The following is an 18,712-nucleotide window of genomic DNA, read 5'->3' on the forward strand; positions in this document are numbered from 1 at the left end:
TGCGGCTCAGCCTTCGAGCTCGGCCTCGATCAGTGCTTTCATGTCGGCATAGGGCTGGTTCGAAACCTTGGTGCCGTTCAGGATGAAGGACGGCGTGGACTGCACCTCATCGGCCGTGGCGTTTTCCTGATACCAGGTCACCAGCGTCTGCGCCTTGGTGGCATCCTGCATGCAGGCTTCCAGCTTGTCGTTGTCCAGCCCGGCGAGGCGGCCGATCTTCTTCAGCTCCTCGACGATCTCAGCCGGGCCTCCGGCGCGGGTCCATTCCGACTGGCCCTTGAAGATCAGGTCGGTGATGCCAAAGAACTTCTCTTCTCCGCCGCACCGCGCCACCATCGACGCCCAGAGACCGAAGCGGTCGAAATAGACTTCGCGATAGATGAACTTCACCTTGCCGGTGTCGATGTAATCCGCCTTCAGCTTCTTGTAGGCATCGGCATGGAAACTGGCGCAATGCGGGCAGGTGTAGGACGCATATTCGATCAGGGTCACCGGCGCATCTTCGGCGCCCTGCACCATTTCCACGATGGTGGAGGTGTCCACATCGGCGGCTTCGGCGCTCTCCTGCGCGTTGGCAGCCCCCACCAGTTGCAGGTCCAGCAGGCTGGCCTCGCCCTGGCGATTGGAAAAACTGTTGATTGCATATACGCCTGCCGCAACGGCGACTGCCGCGCAAATGCCTGTCATGAGACGGGTCATTACTACCCCTTTCGCAGTGTTTTTTGTCGTGTCATCACATTGCGCCCAAGCCGCTCGAGGGCTGCGCGCAACTCGTCATTCTCCACCCCCGTCGCGGATTCGCGCGCCGCCGCCACGTCTTCGGGGGCGGGTTCGACCGGCTCTCGGGTTCTGGGGGCATAGCGGAAATCAACCTGGCCATCCGCAAATCCGGTCGGCGCCGTCTGCGTGATATGCAGCTTGGAAATGGCGTTGTAGCCATAGACCGCGTTGACCTTGTCACGCAGCGCCGATTTCTGCATTTCCAGCATCGGTGCCATGGCCCCCGTGGTCAGAACCGTCAGCGTCGCTCCAAAGCCGCCGCGCCCGTAGCCGACCTTGACCGGACGTGCCATCGCGGCAAGCTCCGGCCCGACGATCTCTTCCCAATGGGTGAGCAGCCGCGAAACCGCAAAGCCACGGGTTTCGCCTGCCTTGCGAATCTGGTCGTTCAGCAAGGAGCCTGTGCGTTTGAAGCCGCGTGTTGTGGGTCGTCTGTATGCCATGCCAGTGGTTTTGCGTGAGTGCCCGCCCTATTGTAAAGGGCCATGAGCCACAGACCAGCCAAACCATGAGCCAAGGGATAAAGAATGCGTGACCTCGCCGTGCATCCAGAGACACTGAGCCAGGAGTTGCTGGACTGGTACGACCGCCATGCCCGCCGGATGCCCTGGCGGGTCGGCCCCGCAGAGCGCGCCGCCGGGGTGCGCCCCGATCCCTACCGCATCTGGCTGAGCGAGGTGATGTTGCAGCAGACCACCGTTGCCGCCGTGACGGAGTATTTCGAACGGTTCACCCGCCGCTGGCCCCGGGTGACCGATCTGGCCGCCGCACCGGATGCGGACGTTATGGCGGAATGGGCCGGGCTTGGATATTACGCACGGGCGCGCAACCTGCTGAAATGCGCGCGTGTGGTCGCGGAGGATCTGGACGGGACCTTCCCCGAGACCTACGCGGGGCTGATCGCCTTGCCCGGCATCGGCCCCTACACGGCGGCGGCGATCTCGGCGATCGCCTTCGATCAGCCCGAAACCGTGCTGGACGGGAATGTGGAGCGCGTGATGGCCCGCCTGCACGATGAGCACACGCCGCTGCCGACAGCCAAACCGCTGCTGAAAGACCACGCCGCAACGCTGACCCCGGTCACCCGCCCCGGCGATTATGCGCAGGCGGTGATGGACCTCGGGGCCACGATCTGCACGCCGAAATCCCCGGCCTGCGGGATTTGCCCCTGGCGGTCCCCCTGCACGGCCAGGGCCAACGGCACCGCTGCGGAGCTGCCCAAGAAAACGCCAAAAAAGCCCAAACCGACCCGATACGGTTACATCTACCTGGCGCGCTCTGCCGCCGGCGACTGGCTGCTGGAGCGCCGCCCCGACAAGGGTCTGCTGGGCGGCATGCTCGGCTGGCCCGGATCGGACTGGAATGACGCCCCCGCCGAGGCGCCGCCCTTTGATGCCGACTGGCAGGAGCTGGGGGCGGAGGTGCGTCACACCTTCACCCATTTCCACCTGATCCTTCAGGTGCGGCTGGCGGTTCTGCCCGGTGATTTCACCCCGCGCCCCGGTCAGGAGATCGTTGCCCGCCACGCCTTCCGCCCGTCCGACCTGCCCACGGTCATGCGCAAGGCCTTTGACCTGGCGCGTCCGGAGCTGCGCTGATGCGCCCTCTTGGGTTGCGGGCAGATCACCGCTAGGCTGCGGGGCAGCGCTCAACCGCTCTCCGGAGATGCCACATGGCACAGTTCATTCCTGCCGCCCAGCTGCGCGATTGGCGCCGCGCCCTGCCCTTCTGGCTGTCGCTGACCCTGTTACCGCTGGTCTGGATCGGCGCCCTCGTGGGCAGTTGGTGGATCCTGCTGCCGCCCCTTGCGACCTGGTATCTCTTTGCCGCGCTCGACGGGTTACTGGGGCTGGATCTCGACAATGCCGACCCGCACTCCTCCGATGCGGATCTGAAATGGTACATTCGGCTCACCACCGCTTGGGTGCCGCTGCAATTCCTCTGCCTGTTTGGCCTGATCGCCTTTGTCACCGGTGCAGAGCACCTGAGCAGCCTGGAGAAATTCGGCGTATTCTTTGGCATGGGCGTTGTTTCGGGCACCATCGGGATCAACTACAGCCACGAGCTGATGCATCAGACCAACCGGCTGGAACGCTGGATGGCGGATGTGCTGCTGGCGATGGTGCTCTATTCGCATTTCCGCTCCGAACATCTCTTGGTGCATCACCGCTATGTCGGGACGCCGCGTGATCCGGTCACCGCGCGCTACAACGAGGGGTTTCACCGCTACTACCCGCGCGTTCTGGTGCAATGCTGGCGCTCGGCCTTTGCCGCCGAACGGGAGCGGCTGGCACGCAAGGGGCTGGCCTGGACCCATCGCAGCAACCCGTTCCTGCGGTACTGGGGCCTCCAGGCCGGAATGCTGATCCTCGCCTGGCTGATCGGAGGCTGGTCCGGCGTGGTGCTGTTCCTGATCCAGGCCGGCGTCGCGATCTGGCAACTGGAACTGGTCAATTATATCGAGCACTACGGTTTGACCCGCAAACATCTGGGCGACGGACGCTATGAGCACGTCAAACCGCATCATTCCTGGAATGCCGCCCACAAGGCGTCGAACTGGCTGCTCATCAACCTGCAACGCCACTCGGACCACCACTACAGGCCCGACCGGCGGTTTCCGCTGCTGCAAAACTACGCGCCGTCAGACGCGCCGCAGCTGCCTTACGGCTATCCGGTGATGACGGTGGCCGCCATGATCCCGCCGCTGTGGCGGCGCGTGATGAACCCCAAGGTGCGACGCTGGCGCCAGCACTACTACCCCGAGATCACGAACTGGCAGCCCTACAACCGGCGCACCACCCCGATGCCGCGCTAACGCTGGTTCGCCGCCCGCTCATAGGCCAGATCCATCTCGGCTTCTTTCACCGCCAGGCTGCGCGTCTTGAATCCGTCCATGCTGGCCTTGAGCGCCGCCGAATCCTGTGCCAGCGCATCGGTCGTGCTGGACACCTGCCCGGCCTGGTCGGCGCTGTTCTGGGTGTACTGATCCAGACGCTCCATCCGCTCGCTGATAGAGACCAGATGCCCGGATTGCTCTGCGATGACGCCATCGACCTCCTGCATGATCCGCGCCACGCTGTCGGCACTCGACCGGATGCAGTCCAGCCGTTCGCCTGTCTGATGCACAAGGCTGCATCCTTCATGCACCTGCGAGGAGCTTTCGGAGATCAGCTTCTTGATGTCCACCGCAGCATCGGTGGCGCGGCTGGCGAGGCTGCGCACTTCGGCCGCCACAACCGCAAACCCCTTGCCCGCCTCGCCCGCGCGGGCGGCCTCGACCCCGGCGTTCAGCGCCAGCAAGGTGGTCTGAAAGCTGATTTCCTCGATCACGTCGACAATCTTGGTGATCTTGCCCGAGGATTGTTCGATCCGCTCCACGGCGGCGATCGCCTCCTTGACGACAGAGCCCCCCTCGTCGGCAACCAGGCGATTGGCCTCAATCTGCTTGGCCGCGTCGGCGACCTTGTCACTGGTCACCTTGGTGCTCTCCGTGACGCTGTTCACGGCGGTCACCGTTTCATTCAGCGTCGTGGCCTGCTCGCCGGATCGATGCGCCATGTCCCGCGTCATCTGAACGGTTTCGGCGATCTTGGCATTCACCGAATGCGCCCGCGTTGTTGCATCCGCCAGGATGCCAGACCAGTGATCCAGCAGACCGTTGTAGGACAGGCGCACATCGTCAAATCGCTCCGGCAGACCGCCGTCGCGCGCGGTGGCAATCTGTTGCGTCAGATCACCACTCTCCAGCCGCTTGATCCCGTCGGTCATGATATTCAGCGCTTTTTCGCGCTCTTGCATCTGAGCGGCGATATAGCCATCGATCACACGCTCGCAGTCGAACAGGATCAGGCGCTGCAACAAACGCGCCTGTGTCATCACCTTCTTGGAGCCGCGCCAGCCGGTCCGCTGCGACAGCACCACGTCCAGAATGCGATCGCCGGCGGTGGCATAGCCCCCCAGGAACAGGTGAAACGGCAGCTGGACCTCGAAATGGACCCGGCCCACCGTCGCGGCGGATGCAAGATAGGCCTCGTCAAAGGCGCCAGAGAACAGCCGCAGCCAATGCGCGCGTTGCGCTGCCTTGGCATGCGCCACGATTTCAGGGGTCGGAAAATACCGCCGGGTTTCCTCGCGCGCGAGGCAGATTCCATAGAACTCATCGAGCACGGCATCGATATGGCGCTCCACCAGAGCAGCCATGTCAGCAAGAACAGATCGGTCAAAATCACCCAGCGCGAACCAGGTCAGCAATTCATCCAGGTTGTTTTGTGGCATCACACAAGCCTTCTAAATGCGATGCCGCCAAGATAGGTCGCAACCCTTAAGGAATGTCTTATTCGGGGCGCGGCAGGGTCCAGACCGACATCGGCCCATCCAGCCCGCGGATCGACTGGTCGGGATGGCAGATGAACCCGTCCAACAGCTCCGCCCCGCCGCCTTCGCGCTGGACCTGCTGGCAGAGGTCATCGCTCATGGCGATGCGCGCGGACAGATTGCGGGTCATGGCCTCCAGCCGGGAGGCGACATTGACCGCCGTGCCGATCACCGCGTATTCCAGCCGGTTCGCGCCGATATCCCCTTGAACTGTCTCACCAAAATGGATGCCGATCCCGGCGCGGATCTCCGCTTCGCCGGCCTGTTTCCGCTCTGCATTCCAGGTCTCCAGAACCTGACACATGGACCGGGCACAGGCCAGCGCCTGCGCGGCATCGCGATCGCCGGGCATCGGGGTGCCAAAGGTCGCCATCAGCCCGTCGCCCAGATACTTGTCCAGCGTGCCGCCATGGCGGAACACTTCCTGCTCCATGCGCCCGTGAAAACCACGCAAAAGTTCAATAACCTCGACCGCATCCTTCTCGGCGGCCAAACGTGTAAAGCCGACAATGTCGATGAACAGCACCGCGATCTTTGAGGTTCGGACCTGGTTGAGCGGCTCGTCATTCTGCGACAGCTGCTCCACCACATTGGGCGAAAAATAGCGCGACAGATTGGCCCGCTCCCGCGCCAGATCGGCGTTGCGGTCCAGCATCAGGTAGAACCGTCGCGTCGATTGCGCCAGGATCGCCGCAACCATCAAAAAGACCATCGCCTCCTGGATGCGGAACCGAAACCCGACATCATTGGGATCAAACAGGGCGATCATATGCGGCCAGTCCGCCAGCGCGTCGTTCAGGCGCTGCGCCATCTCCAGGTTCGGGGTCATCAGATACCACATCAACCCCGACCCGCCGAGCCAGATCACGCTGGCCCATACGCCGATCCCCAGCACCGTCCGCCAGCTGTAAGCCAAGGTGCCAGCCGCCAGAATGATAAAGAAATACATAAAGTTATCATACTGATACAGCATCGGAATCGGCATATCCTGCTGATCGAACGGGTTTGGAAACACCATGCCGTAGGTCATCAGCACCAGATCGAACATGATCAGCGCCACCTCGGCGTGGGAGCGCCCCACGCGGGCGAACCGGCGAATGAAGTAGCCGTTCACGCACAACAGCCCCAGCAGCGCGATATAATAGAGCTGCGACAGATGCGGGTAGACCGCAATCAGGAACACCGCCACGATCGGCATGATGATCCAGCGCGCCAGAACCGCCATCTCCACGCCGCGCCTCTTGTGTTCCTCCAGCGCCTCGCGGATGTGTTTTGTCTCCAGCGCGTCATCCTGCAGGATCGGATCCGTGGACACGCGCGCCGGGGCGACCGGTGCGGTTGTGGTGGCTTCGACCATCCAGCTCTCCCTTTTGGGGTATGTCAGTCTCGAATTGCTTGCCTACAAGATAGGAAGGCGATCTTGCGGTTGCACGCCCGCCCCTCAAAGGCAATGCAAAAAACCCCGCCAGTTCGGCGGGGCAAGGTGCGATGCGCCGCGCCCGAGGGGCAGCACATCGTCGGCGTTCGAAAGGGTCGGAAAGGCGGCGTCAGCCTTGCATCTCGGCCCGGATCTGCTGGCGCAGCACATCGATCGGAACGGTTTTCCCGTCCTTCTTGAAGCACCAGTAGGTCCAGCCATTGCACGACGGCGCGTTCTCAAGATGCGCGCCCACCTGATGGATCGAGCCCTTGATATTGTCGCCGATCAGGGTGCCATCCGCGCGCACCTTCGCCTTGTGGCGACGGTTCATCGAATAAAGCTCCTCGCCCGGACGCAGCATGCCGCGCTCAACCAGCTGGCCAAAGGGAACCCGCGGCTCTGCCCGTTTGGAGGCCGAGACCTGCAGCGCCTCGCGGTCGAATTTGCGCACGCTCTTGATGCGCTCTTCGGCAACCTTGCGATAGCTCTCTTCGCGCTCGATGCCGATGAACTCACGCCCCAGCATCTTGGCCACCGCGCCGGTGGTGCCGGTGCCAAAGAACGGATCAAGCACAACATCGCCGGGGTTGGTGGAGCCCACCAGAATACGGTGCAACAGCGCCTCGGGCTTCTGGGTCGGATGCGCCTTGTCGCCATTGGCATCCTTCAGACGCTCATGGCCGGTACAGATCGGCATCACCCAGTCCGAGCGCATCTGGATACCCTCGTTCAGGGCCTTCAGCGCCTCATAGTTGAAGGTATATTTGGCACCTTCGGATTTCGACGCCCAGATCATCGTCTCATGGGCGTTGGTGTAGCGTTTGCCGCGGAAGTTCGGCATCGGGTTCGATTTACGCCACACCACATCGTTCAGGATCCAAAACCCCTCGTCCTGCAAAGCAGAGCCGACACGGAAGATGTTGTGGTAGGAGCCGATCACCCAAAGCGCGCCATTGGGCTTCAGGATGCGGCGGGCCTCTTTCAGCCACGCGCGCGTGAACTGGTCATAGACGCCAAAACTGGAGAACTGGTCCCAGTCATCGTCGACCGCATCCACCTGGGAGTTGTCAGGGCGGTGCAGCTGCCCTTTGAGCTGGAGATTATAGGGCGGATCCGCGAAGATCATGTCGATCGAATTGGAGGGCAGGCTTGCCATCCTCTCGATACAGTCGCCATCAAGAATCGTGTTTAAAGGGAGCGCCGTAGCGGCGCCCTTTGCGATGGTTTTGTTCATTTGCTCTGCCTCGATAACCACGGCGCTTTTGCGCTCATTCTGGTTGTCCACAGGATGAGTCATCCCGGATTCGAGGTCAATTTGTTTTTTGAATCAGCGGACTACGGTTCACTCTTGATACAAGATATTGTGGACCGGCTTAAACGACCTTCTATGGTGAGGGGTAACCCCTATTTTTATGAGCGCCTCGCGATGTTGTTTCGACGGATAGCCCGCATTTCGCTCCCAACCATATCCCGGAAACTGTTGCGCTAAATCCACCATGATGCGGTCGCGGGCCTCCTTGGCCAGGATGGACGCCGCCGCAATGGACAGGGATCGACCGTCCCCTTTGACCACCGCTTCGGCCGGAATGCGCAGATCGCGCGGGATCAGATTTCCGTCGATCAACAGGTAATCCGGCTGTGGGTCGAGGGCGGCCACCGCGCGCTCCATCGCCAGATGCGACGCACGCAAGATATTGTGGTGGTCGATCTCCTCCACCGAGGCATGCGCCACCGCGTAACAGGCCCGCGCCATGATTTCCGGTTCCAGTGCTGCACGCCTACGTGGCGTCAGCTTCTTGGAATCGTTGAGCCCCTCTGGCAGCGCCGCAAGGTCCAACACCACAGCCGCCGCCGTCACCGGCCCCGCCAATGGGCCACGCCCGACCTCATCGACACCTGCAATCCGCGTATAGCCGCGCGACAGGGCGGCCTGTTCCAATGACAAATCCGGAGTATCCATGCGCTTCACTGCCCCCGTTTCACCGCGCCGCGCAAGGGTGCCGGCACAAAAAAGGGGCGCAGGACGCGCCCCAGTGGACTGCTCTCTCACCATTGGCGCTTATCGGCGCACCAGACGGTAGCCGTGTTTGCGCAGGCAGCCCGGACGGTAGCCACGGCGGCTTTTGTGACGTGTGTCGAATTCACGGTAACAGCGGTTCGGCAGCTCGCGCACATAATCGTAGTTGCGACGCAGGCAGCGCATCCCGAGGAGGTTGCGATCCTTGCCCCGCACCCGGACACTGGTCAGACAGTGCGCCGGCAGGTCATAGCGGCGTACGCGCGGCGGCAGCGGTTTGGGATGTGGTTTCGGGTCAACATGCGGCCGATGACGGCGGTCTTTCTTGTGATCATTGATCGCGGCGCCAATGATGCCGAGAATCGCAGCGCCTGCGATGAACTTGGCAATGTCGTCGCCATCAGCCCGCGCCGGTGCGGCGGAAAACCCGGTGACGGCAATGGCCGTGGCGATCACGGCGGCAATGAATTTACGGTGGAGATTACGAGAAGAAGAGGCGAGGCAGGTCATATCGATTTATCCTATGTGGGTGCATGTGGCGGTTGGCAATCAACCGGATGCCCCAAGCCTCGCCCCGGGGGCTCCAGACAGGCAATAACGCCCGCCTGTTATCAAATATCAGCACCCCAACACCCTGTTGTCATTGAATATCACGCGCCCCGACGGCATGATGAGCACATGACACACATGCGCCAGATCCCCGCCCTTCTGCTGCTCCTCGCAGCCCTCGCGCAGCCCGCGCATGCGGCCGGGTGCTATGCCGATTACAAGGCAAAGCAGGACCAGCCGCTCAAGCTCCATTACGGTGTGATGGAACTCTCCGGGGCCTGCTCCAAATCCGCCGCCCGCGATGAGGTGGCCGCCCGTCTGCAACGCGCAGGCTGGACGCTGTTGAACGTCCTGTCCGTTTTTGGCCCCGAGGGGCTCGACAAAAGGAAAGCGGATGCCGGATCCCACTTTCTCCGTTTCTGAGGTCCGCAACGCCGGGTCCCGGGTGATCGCCCTCGGGATCTGCGCCATCGTGGCGCTTTTGGTGGTCGCGGGTACGGTGCTGCTTCTGACCCTGCCCGATGGCAACGCGTTCAACGCCCGGATCGAACGGCTCTTTGTGGAAAACGACCTCACCACCCAGGCCGAGGTCAAACTGCTGGAGATCCTTGCCCAGAGCGGCACCGCCTTTGCCGACACGCTGGCAAGCTATCGCATGGTGATCTTTGTGCTTCTGGTCTTTGCCACCGCGATGATGATTGCGGCTCTGGTGGTGCTGGCGATGCTGGTGATGCTGAACCGGCGCATGGCGCAGATCGAACGCGCCGGGATTCAGGTGACCGAACTGCTGATCAGCCGTGAGGAAAACACCGTTTACCTCAACAATATGGGCTTCAAGCTCACCAAGGCCGCGATGGAAACGCTGTCGGTGCTGGCCGAGGCGCGGCTCGACGATGATGTGCTCTCGGGCGCTGAAATCGAGGCGGTGATTTCCGGCAAATCCAGCAGTGACTGCGAAGAGGCCGCTGGGGCCACGCGGATCAAACGCCTGCGCGACACGCTCGGCAATCAGATGATCAGCGAGCTGTTGGTCAAGAACATCGCCAAACGCGGCTATGTGCTGGCGATCAACAAGGATGTCATCCGCATGGTGTGACGCCCGCCCCGGTCCACCTCCGTCACCCCGGATGCGCCAAAAGGCCGGGGGCGCTCCCGCCCGTCGTCTGTGAATTGAAAATTCCCATCCGCCCGTTGGGCCCGGCGACGTGCACCGCACGGCGCAATCCCTCAAATGTGATCCCCGCTGCGGGCGAAGGGGCTGGAAATCTGCCGCAAACCTTCCCATATTAGGAAGGCTAGCTTTGGACAGATACACCCCATGAACATTCAGGTCTCGCCGCGCAGCGGTTATGGTATCCTTGTGGAACAACTGGACGGCCCGGTTGCTGCCTATCACGGCGACACGCTGCTCGCGCAGAGCAGCCGTGCCAAGGTGATGTATGAAACCCGCCTCTCCCCCGTGGTCTATTTCCCCAAGGAAGACCTGCTGGTGGATATGGACAAGGCCTGCAGCAAGACCACCTTCTGCCCCTTTAAGGGCACCGCCCATTACCGCGACCTGATCCTGCCCGGCAAGAAGGAGCTGTGCAGCGCGGTCTGGAGCTATGACGAAACCTTGCCCGAAGCACGCCAGATCAAGGGCCATGTCGGCTTCATCCCCGAAGCGCTCGACCGGCTGGATCTGGGTCCAAACCGCCTGCAAGCGCCCGATGATGGCAATATCTCCGGCCCATTGGTGGACTGGCTCCTGCGCGAGGCGGCCTTCCTGCCCTCGCCCGAGGAATTCACCCAGGCCTTCGTCGCCAAACTGCACGAACAAGGCCTGCCCGTCAGCCGCCTGACCATCCTCGCCTGGGCCCTGCATCCCCGGATCGCGGGCCACCATTACCTGTGGGAAAAAGGCGTACCGGGGGTGGAGACGTTTTCGCCCTCCTACGAGATCCACGAAAAGCCGGAGTTCAAGAACTCTCCGCTGCGCCATGTCTCCAAGGGGCTTGGCGGGCTGCGCTACCGATTGACCGGCGCGACCCCGCCCGAGGACTTCCCGATCCTGCGCGATCTGCGCGACCGCGGCATGACCGACTATGTCGCCATGCCGCTGCCCTTCTCGGACGGGCGGATCAATGTGCTGACCGTCGCCTCGGACGCCCCCGATGGCTTCAGCACTGCTGATCTGGGGTTGATCTTTGAATGTTCTGCGGTGATTGCGCGCTATTACGAGGTCTTCATGCAGCGTGAAAACGCGCAGGCCGTGCTGGAAACCTACGTGGGCAAACGCTCCGGTGCGCGGGTGCTTGGGGGCAACATCCGCCGGGGTGAGGGCGATGAGATCGACGCCGCGATTATGTTCTGCGATCTGCGCGGCTCCACCCTGCTCGAAGAAACCCTGCCGCGCGACACATACATCAAGCTGCTGAACAGGTTCTTCGAGACCACCTCCGATGTGGTGCATGAAAACGGCGGCGAGGTGCTGAAGTTCATCGGCGACGCGGTGCTGGCGGTGTTCCCGGCAGGCCAGAACCCGGCCGAAGCCCGCGCGCAGGCGCTTGCTGCCGCACGGGGTATTGTCGCCGCGCTCGCCGAGATCGAGCCCTGCCCGTCGCTGCCCAATCTGGACTGCGCCATCGGGATTGCCTCGGGATCGGTGCTCTATGGCAATATCGGCTCGCAGGAGCGGCTGGATTTCACCGTGATCGGTCAGGCCGCCAATATTGCCGCACGTCTGGGTGATTACGGCAAGACCATTGGCCACCGCATCGTGGTGTCGCGCGACATCCTGACGGAAACCGCCGAGGCCAAGCCGCTGGGACATGTGAAGCTGCACAATGTCTCGCAGCCGGTCGAGAGCTTTGCCATCGCGGCAGACTAGCAGAAACCTCCCCGCCGCAGTCGGCAGGGAGGGAAACCTTCAGACACTCGTTACCATCACACAGCGTGTCCCGCCGAATTCTGGCGGGCGCGCGGCTGCCGCTTGCGCGACAGCCAAATCAGGACCGGCCCGACCTCAGATGTCGAACTTCACACCCTGCGCCAGCGGCAATTCCGCCGAATAGTTCACGGTGTTGGTCTGGCGGCGCATGTAGGATTTCCACGCGTCAGAGCCGCTCTCGCGCCCGCCGCCGGTTTCCTTCTCACCGCCAAAGGCACCGCCGATTTCCGCACCCGAAGGCCCGATGTTGACATTGGCAATACCACAATCGGACCCGGCTGCGGTGAGGAAGCTTTCCGCCTCGCGCATATTGAGCGTGAACACGCAGGAGCTCAGCCCCTGTGGCACGTCGTTCTGCATCTCCACCGCGTCCTCAAAATCGTCATAGCCCATGACGTATAGGATCGGCGCAAAGGTCTCTTCTTTGACCGACGCGCTCTGCGCAGGCATCTCGACGATGGCGGGCGCCATATAGACACCGCCTGCGGGCACGCCGTCGGTGACGCGCGCGCCACCATGCACGGTGCCGCCCTCGCGCTCGGCCGCCTTCAGCGCCGAGGTCATCGCATCCCCTGCGGCCTCGTCCACGAGCGGGCCAACCAGCGTGCCCTCGGCCTGCGGGTCGCCAATCGGCAGCCCGGCATAGGCGGCCTTCAGGCGTTTCACCAGATCCTCGCGGATGGAGTTATGCACGATCAGGCGACGCAGCGAGGTGCAGCGCTGACCGGCGGTGCCCACGGCAGAGAACACGATCGCCCGCACCGCCATTTCCAGATCCGCCGAGGGGGCCACGATCATCGCGTTGTTGCCGCCCAGTTCCAGAATGCATTTGCCGAACCGCTCTGCCACCACAGGTGCCACCGCGCGGCCCATCCGGGTCGAGCCCGTGGCGGAAATCACCGGAACGGATGGGCTGGCGACCAGCACCTTGCCCAGTTCCGCATCACCAATCAGGGTCTGCAGCAGGCCCTCGGGCGCATCCTCGCCAAAGCGTTTCACCGCGCGCTCAAAGATCTTGGTGCAGGCCAGCGCCGTCAGCGGTGTTTTTTCCGACGGTTTCCAGATCACCGGATCGCCGCAGACAATCGCCAGCGCCGCGTTCCACGACCAGACCGCAACCGGGAAGTTGAACGCCGAGATCACGCCCACCGGCCCCGAGGGATGCCATGTCTCGCGCATGCTGTGGCCGGGCCGTTCCGAGGCAATCGTCAGACCATAAAGCTGGCGCGACAGCCCCACCGCAAAGTCACAGATGTCGATCATCTCCTGCACCTCACCGAGGCCCTCAGAGGTGATCTTGCCCGCTTCCCAGCTGACCAGCGCGCCAAGGTCATCCTTGGCGGCGCGCAACTCTTCGCCGAGCAGTCGGATCAGCTCACCGCGCCGCGGGGCCGGCACCACGCGCCATGCCTTGAACGCGGACTGCGCGCGTTCCAGAATCGCGGGCATCTCGCCTGCGGGGGTGTCGTGGACCTCGGCCAGCGTGCTGCCGTCAATGGGCGAGCGCACCGCGCGGCTGCCACCGCTCAGCTCCGCTGCCGTCAGGTCGAGGTTCTTCAGGATATCGTCTGCTGTTTGTGCCATGTCTTTCATCACTCAGCTGCCAATTTTGTTGTGTCTGTCATGTGGTCAATATCGCCCGCCCGGTAGAGCTGGCCAAATTCGGTCTCAAGGAACGCCTGAAGGTTCACCTGCTCCTGACGCACAAAGCCGCTGGTGGGCAGCTCGCCGCGCCGCACCAGATCCACCACACCCAGAACGCCTGCGGTGGTGGTCACTTGGATCGCGCTCCATGTCTTGCCGCCGATCTGACGGGCGTAGCTTTTGTTGATCAGGCTCTTTTCACGCAGCTCACCATTGATGCGACCCCGCGCGGTGCAATAGACCAGCACCACGTCCTGATCGGTACGCGGCAATGCGCTTTCGAAAATCTCTTTCATCAGGTCGCGGCGGCGTTCCAGCCCCAGATCATGCAGCAGCATTTTCAGGATGTCGCAGTGACCGGGATAGCGGATCGACCGATATGAGACCGCCCGCGCCTTCCCGTCCAGCGTCTCCGGCAGGGTGCCAAGCCCGCCCGAGGTGTTGAAGCATTCATACTCCACCCCATCCAGACTCAGACGCTCGTAATCTTCGAGCGGCGCGGTCTTGGTGCGCGCGCCATTCACGATGGCATCGCAGGGGTTGCAATACTCGTTGATCAGCCCGTCGGTGGACCAAGTAAGGTTATATTTCAACGCGTTGGTCGGAAACTTCGGCAGCGCGCCCACCCGCATGTGCAGGCTGTCCAGCTCATCGAACTCCGCCGCCAGTGACGCGCCCGCGATGCCCACAAAACCGGGCGCAAGGCCGCTTTGGGGCATGAACACCGTCTCGCTCCCTTCGGCCAGTTTGCGCACCGCATCGGTTGCGGCCACATCCTCGGTGAGGTCGAAATAATGCGCGCCCGCCGTTTTGGCGGCCTCGGCAATCATCGGCGTCAAGAAGAACGGCGCGGCGGAAATCACCGCGTCAAAGCCTTGAAGCCCCTTTGCCAGATCCACCGGATCCTTGGCGTCGATCTGCCGGGTCGGCACGCCCAGATCCGCAACCGCGCTCAGCGCGTTCAGATCATGATCCGCAAGCGTGACCTGATAATTGGCGGATGTTTTTAGAAACGTGGCAATCGCCTGACCAATCTTGCCCGCGCCCACGACACAGATGTTCCACTGCATATGACCTGCACCTCCTCAAGTTTGAGCATGTCACGCAAAGGCGGGGACCGGCTTTGCGCTCCTCAAGACATGCGTTCCCAATATGGTGCAGGTTCAATTGTTCGTTTTGTAGGGTCAGGATTGTCGGAGTGACGTAAAATCACGCCAGAATGACGGATCAATCGTCATATCGTTCAAACGCGATCAATACGGCGGCCAAAGACCACCAGCGTATTGGTGCGCTGCACGCCCGGAATGCGGCCCACCTCGTCGACCAGAATGTCCAGATCCTCGATCCGCGGCGCCTCGGCCGAGACCATCAGATCGTATTCGCCATTGATCGACAGGCACTGGCGAATTTCCGGGTAGGATTCCAGCCGCTTGATAATGCGGCCGGTTTCCTTTTGCTGCACTTCCAACAGCACCACCACCATGACCCGGTTGCCCTCGTCGGGATCGCGCAGCACCACGGTGTAGCCGGTGATGATGCCGCGCTCCTCCAGCCGGGTGATCCGCTCATGCACGGTGGTGCGCGCCACCCCCAGCTTTGCCGCCAGTTTGGTGGTGGATTCACGCGCGTTGTGTTGCAGTGCCGCGATGATCCGGCGATCCAGATCGTCCATGATGCCTCCAAGCTGATCTACCGGAAACTACTGCAAACCCTGCGCCCCGGACGCAAGCGCTTTGTGCGGGGTGGGCGCGGGCAAAGCCGCGACCGCGCCCGAAAAAAGGACCAGCCCGCGAGATCACGGGCCGGCCCCAACCGCTGCTATGGTCTGGTCGCGTGGCTTATTCCGCCGCCTGGCGACGCGCACGCTCCCGCAGGCCATCGCGGTAGATCGCCTTGAACAGCGCAATGCACATCAGCACCATCACGATGGAGAACGGCAAGGCGCCGATGACCATCGCGGTCTGGATCGCCTTGAGCCCGCCGACCAGCAGCAGCGCCCCGACCACCAGACCAAGGGCCACACCCCAGAACAGGATATGCGGGCGCGCCTTTGGCCCCTCGTCCCCGGCGGCATTGATGGTATTGACGATGAGAACCGCCGAATCCGCCGAGGTCACCAGATAGGTCATCAGCAGCACCACGATCAGCACCGCCATCAGCCAGGACAGCACCGGCGACAGCATCAGGTCCGTCATCGCAAAGATCTTGTCGCCATCCGGAACCGAGAAGATCGCGCCGTTTGCGGCCCCGTTCAGCTCCAGATCAATGGCGGTGCCGCCGGCAAAGGAGAACCAGACAAAACACATGATCGCAGGCGCGATCGCCGCGCCAAGCACGAATTCACGCACCGTGCGCCCCTTGGAAATCCGCGCCAGGAACAGGCCGACAAAGGGCGCAAAGGCCACCCACCAGGCCCAGTAGAAAACCGTCCAGCCGCCCTGCCAGCCGACCAGCTTGTCGCCGGTTTCCGACCCGTTGCTCTGATAGACGGTAAAGATCATCTCGGGCAGCGCGGTGACATAGGTCCAGAACCCGCCAAACAGCGCATTCAAGCCAAACCAGGTGGAGCCAAAGATCAGGAAGAAGCCCAGCAGGAAGGTCGACAGCACCATGTTCAGGTTCGACAGCCACTTGATGCCCTTGCCGACACCGGACAGCGCCGACAGGGTCGAGGCGCCCATGATAATCAGCACCGCCACAATGATGCCGAGCGACGACGCGGTGCCCTGCTCGTTCAACAGCCAGTCGCCGATGCCGATACGCGCCATGCCGGACACGAACTGCTCGACCCCGAACCCCAGCATCTGCGCCACGCCGAGGATGGTGGCAATGACCGCCACGATGTCGATCACATGCCCCAGCGGACCGGAGAGGCGCTCGCCAAACAACGGCGCCAGCGACGACCGGATCGTCAGCGGCAGGCCGCGGCGATAGGCAAAGAACCCCAGCCCCAACCCGGCGATCGCATAAGAGGACCAGGCGGTGAACCCCCAGTGCAGGTAGGACCACTTGTAGGCGTTCAGGTAGTTGTCCATCTCCTTGGAACTGGCAAATCCCTGGATGACATCCGGGTTGGTGTTGAAATGGTAGATCGGCTCGGCCACCGCCCAGGTCAGCATGCCAACCCCGATGCCTGCGCCGAACATCATGGAAAACCACGAAAAACGGGAGAACTCCGGCTCATCGTGATCCTCCCCCAGTTTCAGCCGTGCGGCCGATGGCCAGAAGGCGAGCCCCAGGCAGGCGATGACAAAGGCCGCCATCACATAGACATACCAGGTTGCAAAATTCGACAGGATGAAACTGTTGAACCCGGCCAGCACGGCGCCGGCCTGCTCTGGAAAGGCGACGGCCCAGAGCACCAGCCCTGCGACCGCGAGTTTCGAGCTGATCGTCACATCGACGCTGAAGCCCGAGTAGAACCCCCGGTCTGCCGTCTTGATCGGCAGATCCGTGAGCGGTGGTTTGATTGACATTGCGCGTCTCCCTGTTGGAGGTGGGGAAGGCCTGCGCGCTGTATTTTTGGGGTCGTTTTTTTGTTGCGCGCAGGCGGGTGATGAGGGGCTCAGGTTTCCGGTTTCGGCGCCCGCGCCTGGTCCTCGACGATGTTGAGATCCATGTGGTTTCGCATGTATCGCTCCGAGGCCTTTTGCAGCGGCTGGTAATCCCAGGGGAAATAGCCGCCCTGGCGCAGGGCCTCGTAGACCACCCAGCGGCGGGCCTGGCTGGCGCGCACCTCGGCGTCGAAACGGTCCAGATCCCAGCGGTCGGCAGCGATCGCCTTCAGCGCCGCATAGCCCTCGGCATGGGCGGGATCCCCGGCCAGGTTGGTCAGCTCGTGCGGGTCGGCCTCCAGGTCGAACAGCTGATCGGGGTCCAGCGCGCAGAGGTTGAGCTTGTAGCGCCCCTGCCGCAGCGACACCATCGGCGCATAGGAGGCCTCGGCGGCGTATTCCATCGCCACCGGGCTCTGCCGCTCTGCGCCCTGGCCCAGCGGCACCACGCTCTCGCCCGCGGTCCAGGGCATCACCTCCTCCATGCTGACCCCGGCCAGATCGCAGAGCGTCGGGCAGACATCGATGTTGGAGACCGGATCGGTGACCAGCCCCGGCGCCATCTGAGGCGCCGACACCATCATCGGCACCCGCGACGAGCCCTCGTAAAAGCTCATCTTGAACCACAGCCCGCGCTCGCCCAGCATGTCGCCGTGATCGGCCACAAACAGGATGATGGTGTCCTGATCCTGACGGGTGCCGCGCAGCGCCTCCATCACCTCGCCGATCTTGTCGTCGAGATAGGAGATATTGCCGAAATAGGCCCGGCGGGAGCGGCGCACGTCCTCTTCGGAAATGTCGAAGTTGCGCCAGTCGTTGGCGTCGAAGATCCGTTTGGAATGGGCGTCCTGATTGTCATAGCCCAGGTCGCCCACCTCGGGCAGCAGATGCTCGCAGTCCTCGTAGAGATCCCAGTATTTCCTGCGGGTCACATAGGGGTCATGCGGGTGGGTGAAGCTGACGGTGAGGCACCAGGGCCGGTCGTCCTTGCCGCGCGCCAGATCGTAGATCTTCTGGGTGGCGTGAAAGGCGACCTCATCGTCGAATTCCATCTGGTTGGAGATCTCGGCCACCCCGGCGCCGGTGACCGAGCCCATGTTGTGATACCACCAGTCGATGCGCTCGCCCGGTTTGCGATAGTCGGGCGTCCAGCCGAAATCGGGCGGGTAGATGTCGGTGGTGAGCCGGTCCTCAAAGCCGTGCAGCTGGTCGGGTCCGACGAAATGCATCTTGCCGGAGAGGCAGGTGTAATAGCCGGCGCGGCGCAGGTGGTGGGCGTAGGTCGGGATCGAGGAGGCGAATTCGGCGGCATTGTCATAGACGCCGGTGGCGGAGGGCAGCTGTCCGGACATGAAGCTGGCCCGCCCCGGCGCGCAGAGGGGGCTGGCGGTGTAGCAGTTGCGGAACCGGGTCGAGCGCTCCGCCAGCGCCTTCATGTTCGGCGC

At 62.8% G+C, this 18,712-nt stretch carries 17 protein-coding genes; 5 read left to right on the plus strand and 12 right to left on the minus strand.

The genetic code is table 11. From position 1 onward, the window contains the following. Positions 1–6: 6 nt before the first annotated feature. Both ACXAF5_RS19035 and ACXAF5_RS19040 read right to left on the minus strand, forming a co-directional pair. Positions 7–699 (minus strand): DsbA family protein, encoded by a 693-nt coding sequence (locus tag ACXAF5_RS19035; protein ID WP_474947769.1) that lies wholly within the window; start codon positions 697–699, stop codon positions 7–9. Between the two features lie 2 nt (positions 700–701). Beyond that, entirely contained in the window at positions 702–1,223 is a 522-nt protein-coding gene (locus ACXAF5_RS19040) for a DUF721 domain-containing protein (RefSeq protein ID WP_239324608.1), read from the minus strand. A gap of 84 nt (positions 1,224–1,307) precedes the next feature. Between ACXAF5_RS19040 and mutY the strand changes: the two genes are divergently transcribed. After that, positions 1,308–2,378: an A/G-specific adenine glycosylase gene (gene mutY, locus ACXAF5_RS19045; RefSeq protein ID WP_474947770.1), complete on the plus strand. Its 1,071-nt coding sequence runs from the start codon at positions 1,308–1,310 to the stop codon at positions 2,376–2,378. A 74-nt stretch (positions 2,379–2,452) separates the two neighbouring features. Beyond that, positions 2,453–3,595 (plus strand): alkane 1-monooxygenase, encoded by a 1,143-nt coding sequence (locus ACXAF5_RS19050; RefSeq protein ID WP_474947771.1) that lies wholly within the window; start codon positions 2,453–2,455, stop codon positions 3,593–3,595. Here ACXAF5_RS19050 and ACXAF5_RS19055 read toward each other — a convergent pair. From ACXAF5_RS19055 to ACXAF5_RS19075, 5 genes are all read right to left on the minus strand, one after another. Then, positions 3,592–5,055: a methyl-accepting chemotaxis protein gene (locus tag ACXAF5_RS19055; protein ID WP_474947772.1), complete on the minus strand. Its 1,464-nt coding sequence runs from the start codon at positions 5,053–5,055 to the stop codon at positions 3,592–3,594. The two genes, ACXAF5_RS19050 and ACXAF5_RS19055, sit on opposite strands and share 4 nt — an antisense overlap. A gap of 58 nt (positions 5,056–5,113) precedes the next feature. Further along, positions 5,114–6,511, minus strand: coding sequence for an adenylate/guanylate cyclase domain-containing protein (locus tag ACXAF5_RS19060; protein WP_474947773.1), 1,398 nt, complete (start codon positions 6,509–6,511; stop codon positions 5,114–5,116). A gap of 190 nt (positions 6,512–6,701) precedes the next feature. Next, positions 6,702–7,808 (minus strand): site-specific DNA-methyltransferase, encoded by a 1,107-nt coding sequence (locus ACXAF5_RS19065; RefSeq protein WP_239368016.1) that lies wholly within the window; start codon positions 7,806–7,808, stop codon positions 6,702–6,704. Positions 7,809–7,916: 108 nt separating this feature from the next. Further along, entirely contained in the window at positions 7,917–8,534 is a 618-nt protein-coding gene (locus tag ACXAF5_RS19070; RefSeq protein WP_239368014.1) for a ribonuclease HII, read from the minus strand. Positions 8,535–8,633: 99 nt separating this feature from the next. Next, on the minus strand, positions 8,634–9,101 hold the full coding sequence (locus tag ACXAF5_RS19075) for a hypothetical protein (RefSeq protein ID WP_474947774.1): 468 nt from the start codon (positions 9,099–9,101) through the stop codon (positions 8,634–8,636). Positions 9,102–9,269: 168 nt separating this feature from the next. Here ACXAF5_RS19075 and ACXAF5_RS19080 point away from each other — a divergent pair, with 168 nt between their 5' ends. The 3 genes from ACXAF5_RS19080 (at position 9,270) to ACXAF5_RS19090 (ending at position 12,009) form a co-directional block, all read left to right on the plus strand. Then, positions 9,270–9,563 (plus strand): hypothetical protein, encoded by a 294-nt coding sequence (locus ACXAF5_RS19080; protein WP_239324621.1) that lies wholly within the window; start codon positions 9,270–9,272, stop codon positions 9,561–9,563. Next, a complete protein-coding gene (locus ACXAF5_RS19085) occupies positions 9,535–10,236 on the plus strand; it encodes a winged helix-turn-helix domain-containing protein (protein WP_005624316.1) in 702 nt (233 codons plus the stop codon). Before ACXAF5_RS19080 ends, ACXAF5_RS19085 begins: the two co-directional genes overlap by 29 nt. Before the next feature lie 222 nt (positions 10,237–10,458). After that, positions 10,459–12,009 carry a DUF427 domain-containing protein gene (locus tag ACXAF5_RS19090; RefSeq protein ID WP_474947775.1) on the plus strand — a complete coding sequence of 517 codons (1,551 nt, stop codon included), beginning with the start codon at positions 10,459–10,461 and terminating at the stop codon, positions 12,007–12,009. A 135-nt stretch (positions 12,010–12,144) separates the two neighbouring features. Here ACXAF5_RS19090 and amaB read toward each other — a convergent pair whose 3' ends face one another. The 5 genes from amaB to betC form a co-directional block, all read right to left on the minus strand. Further along, positions 12,145–13,653: an L-piperidine-6-carboxylate dehydrogenase gene (gene amaB, locus ACXAF5_RS19095; RefSeq protein WP_474947776.1), complete on the minus strand. Its 1,509-nt coding sequence runs from the start codon at positions 13,651–13,653 to the stop codon at positions 12,145–12,147. Positions 13,654–13,661: 8 nt separating this feature from the next. After that, a complete protein-coding gene (locus tag ACXAF5_RS19100; protein WP_474947777.1) occupies positions 13,662–14,783 on the minus strand; it encodes a saccharopine dehydrogenase family protein in 1,122 nt (373 codons plus the stop codon). Between the two features lie 173 nt (positions 14,784–14,956). Then, the gene (locus tag ACXAF5_RS19105) at positions 14,957–15,385 is read right to left on the minus strand and encodes an Lrp/AsnC family transcriptional regulator (RefSeq protein WP_239324631.1); all 429 of its coding nucleotides are present in this window, start codon (positions 15,383–15,385) and stop codon (positions 14,957–14,959) included. Positions 15,386–15,551: 166 nt separating this feature from the next. After that, positions 15,552–17,189, minus strand: coding sequence for a BCCT family transporter (locus ACXAF5_RS19110; RefSeq protein WP_474947778.1), 1,638 nt, complete (start codon positions 17,187–17,189; stop codon positions 15,552–15,554). An 89-nt stretch (positions 17,190–17,278) separates the two neighbouring features. Continuing rightward, a partial coding sequence (gene betC, locus ACXAF5_RS19115; RefSeq protein ID WP_474947779.1) for a choline-sulfatase occupies positions 17,279–18,712 on the minus strand: 1,434 nt, incomplete at its 5' end.

This window comes from Epibacterium sp. ABV4_022 (genome assembly GCF_056159345.1).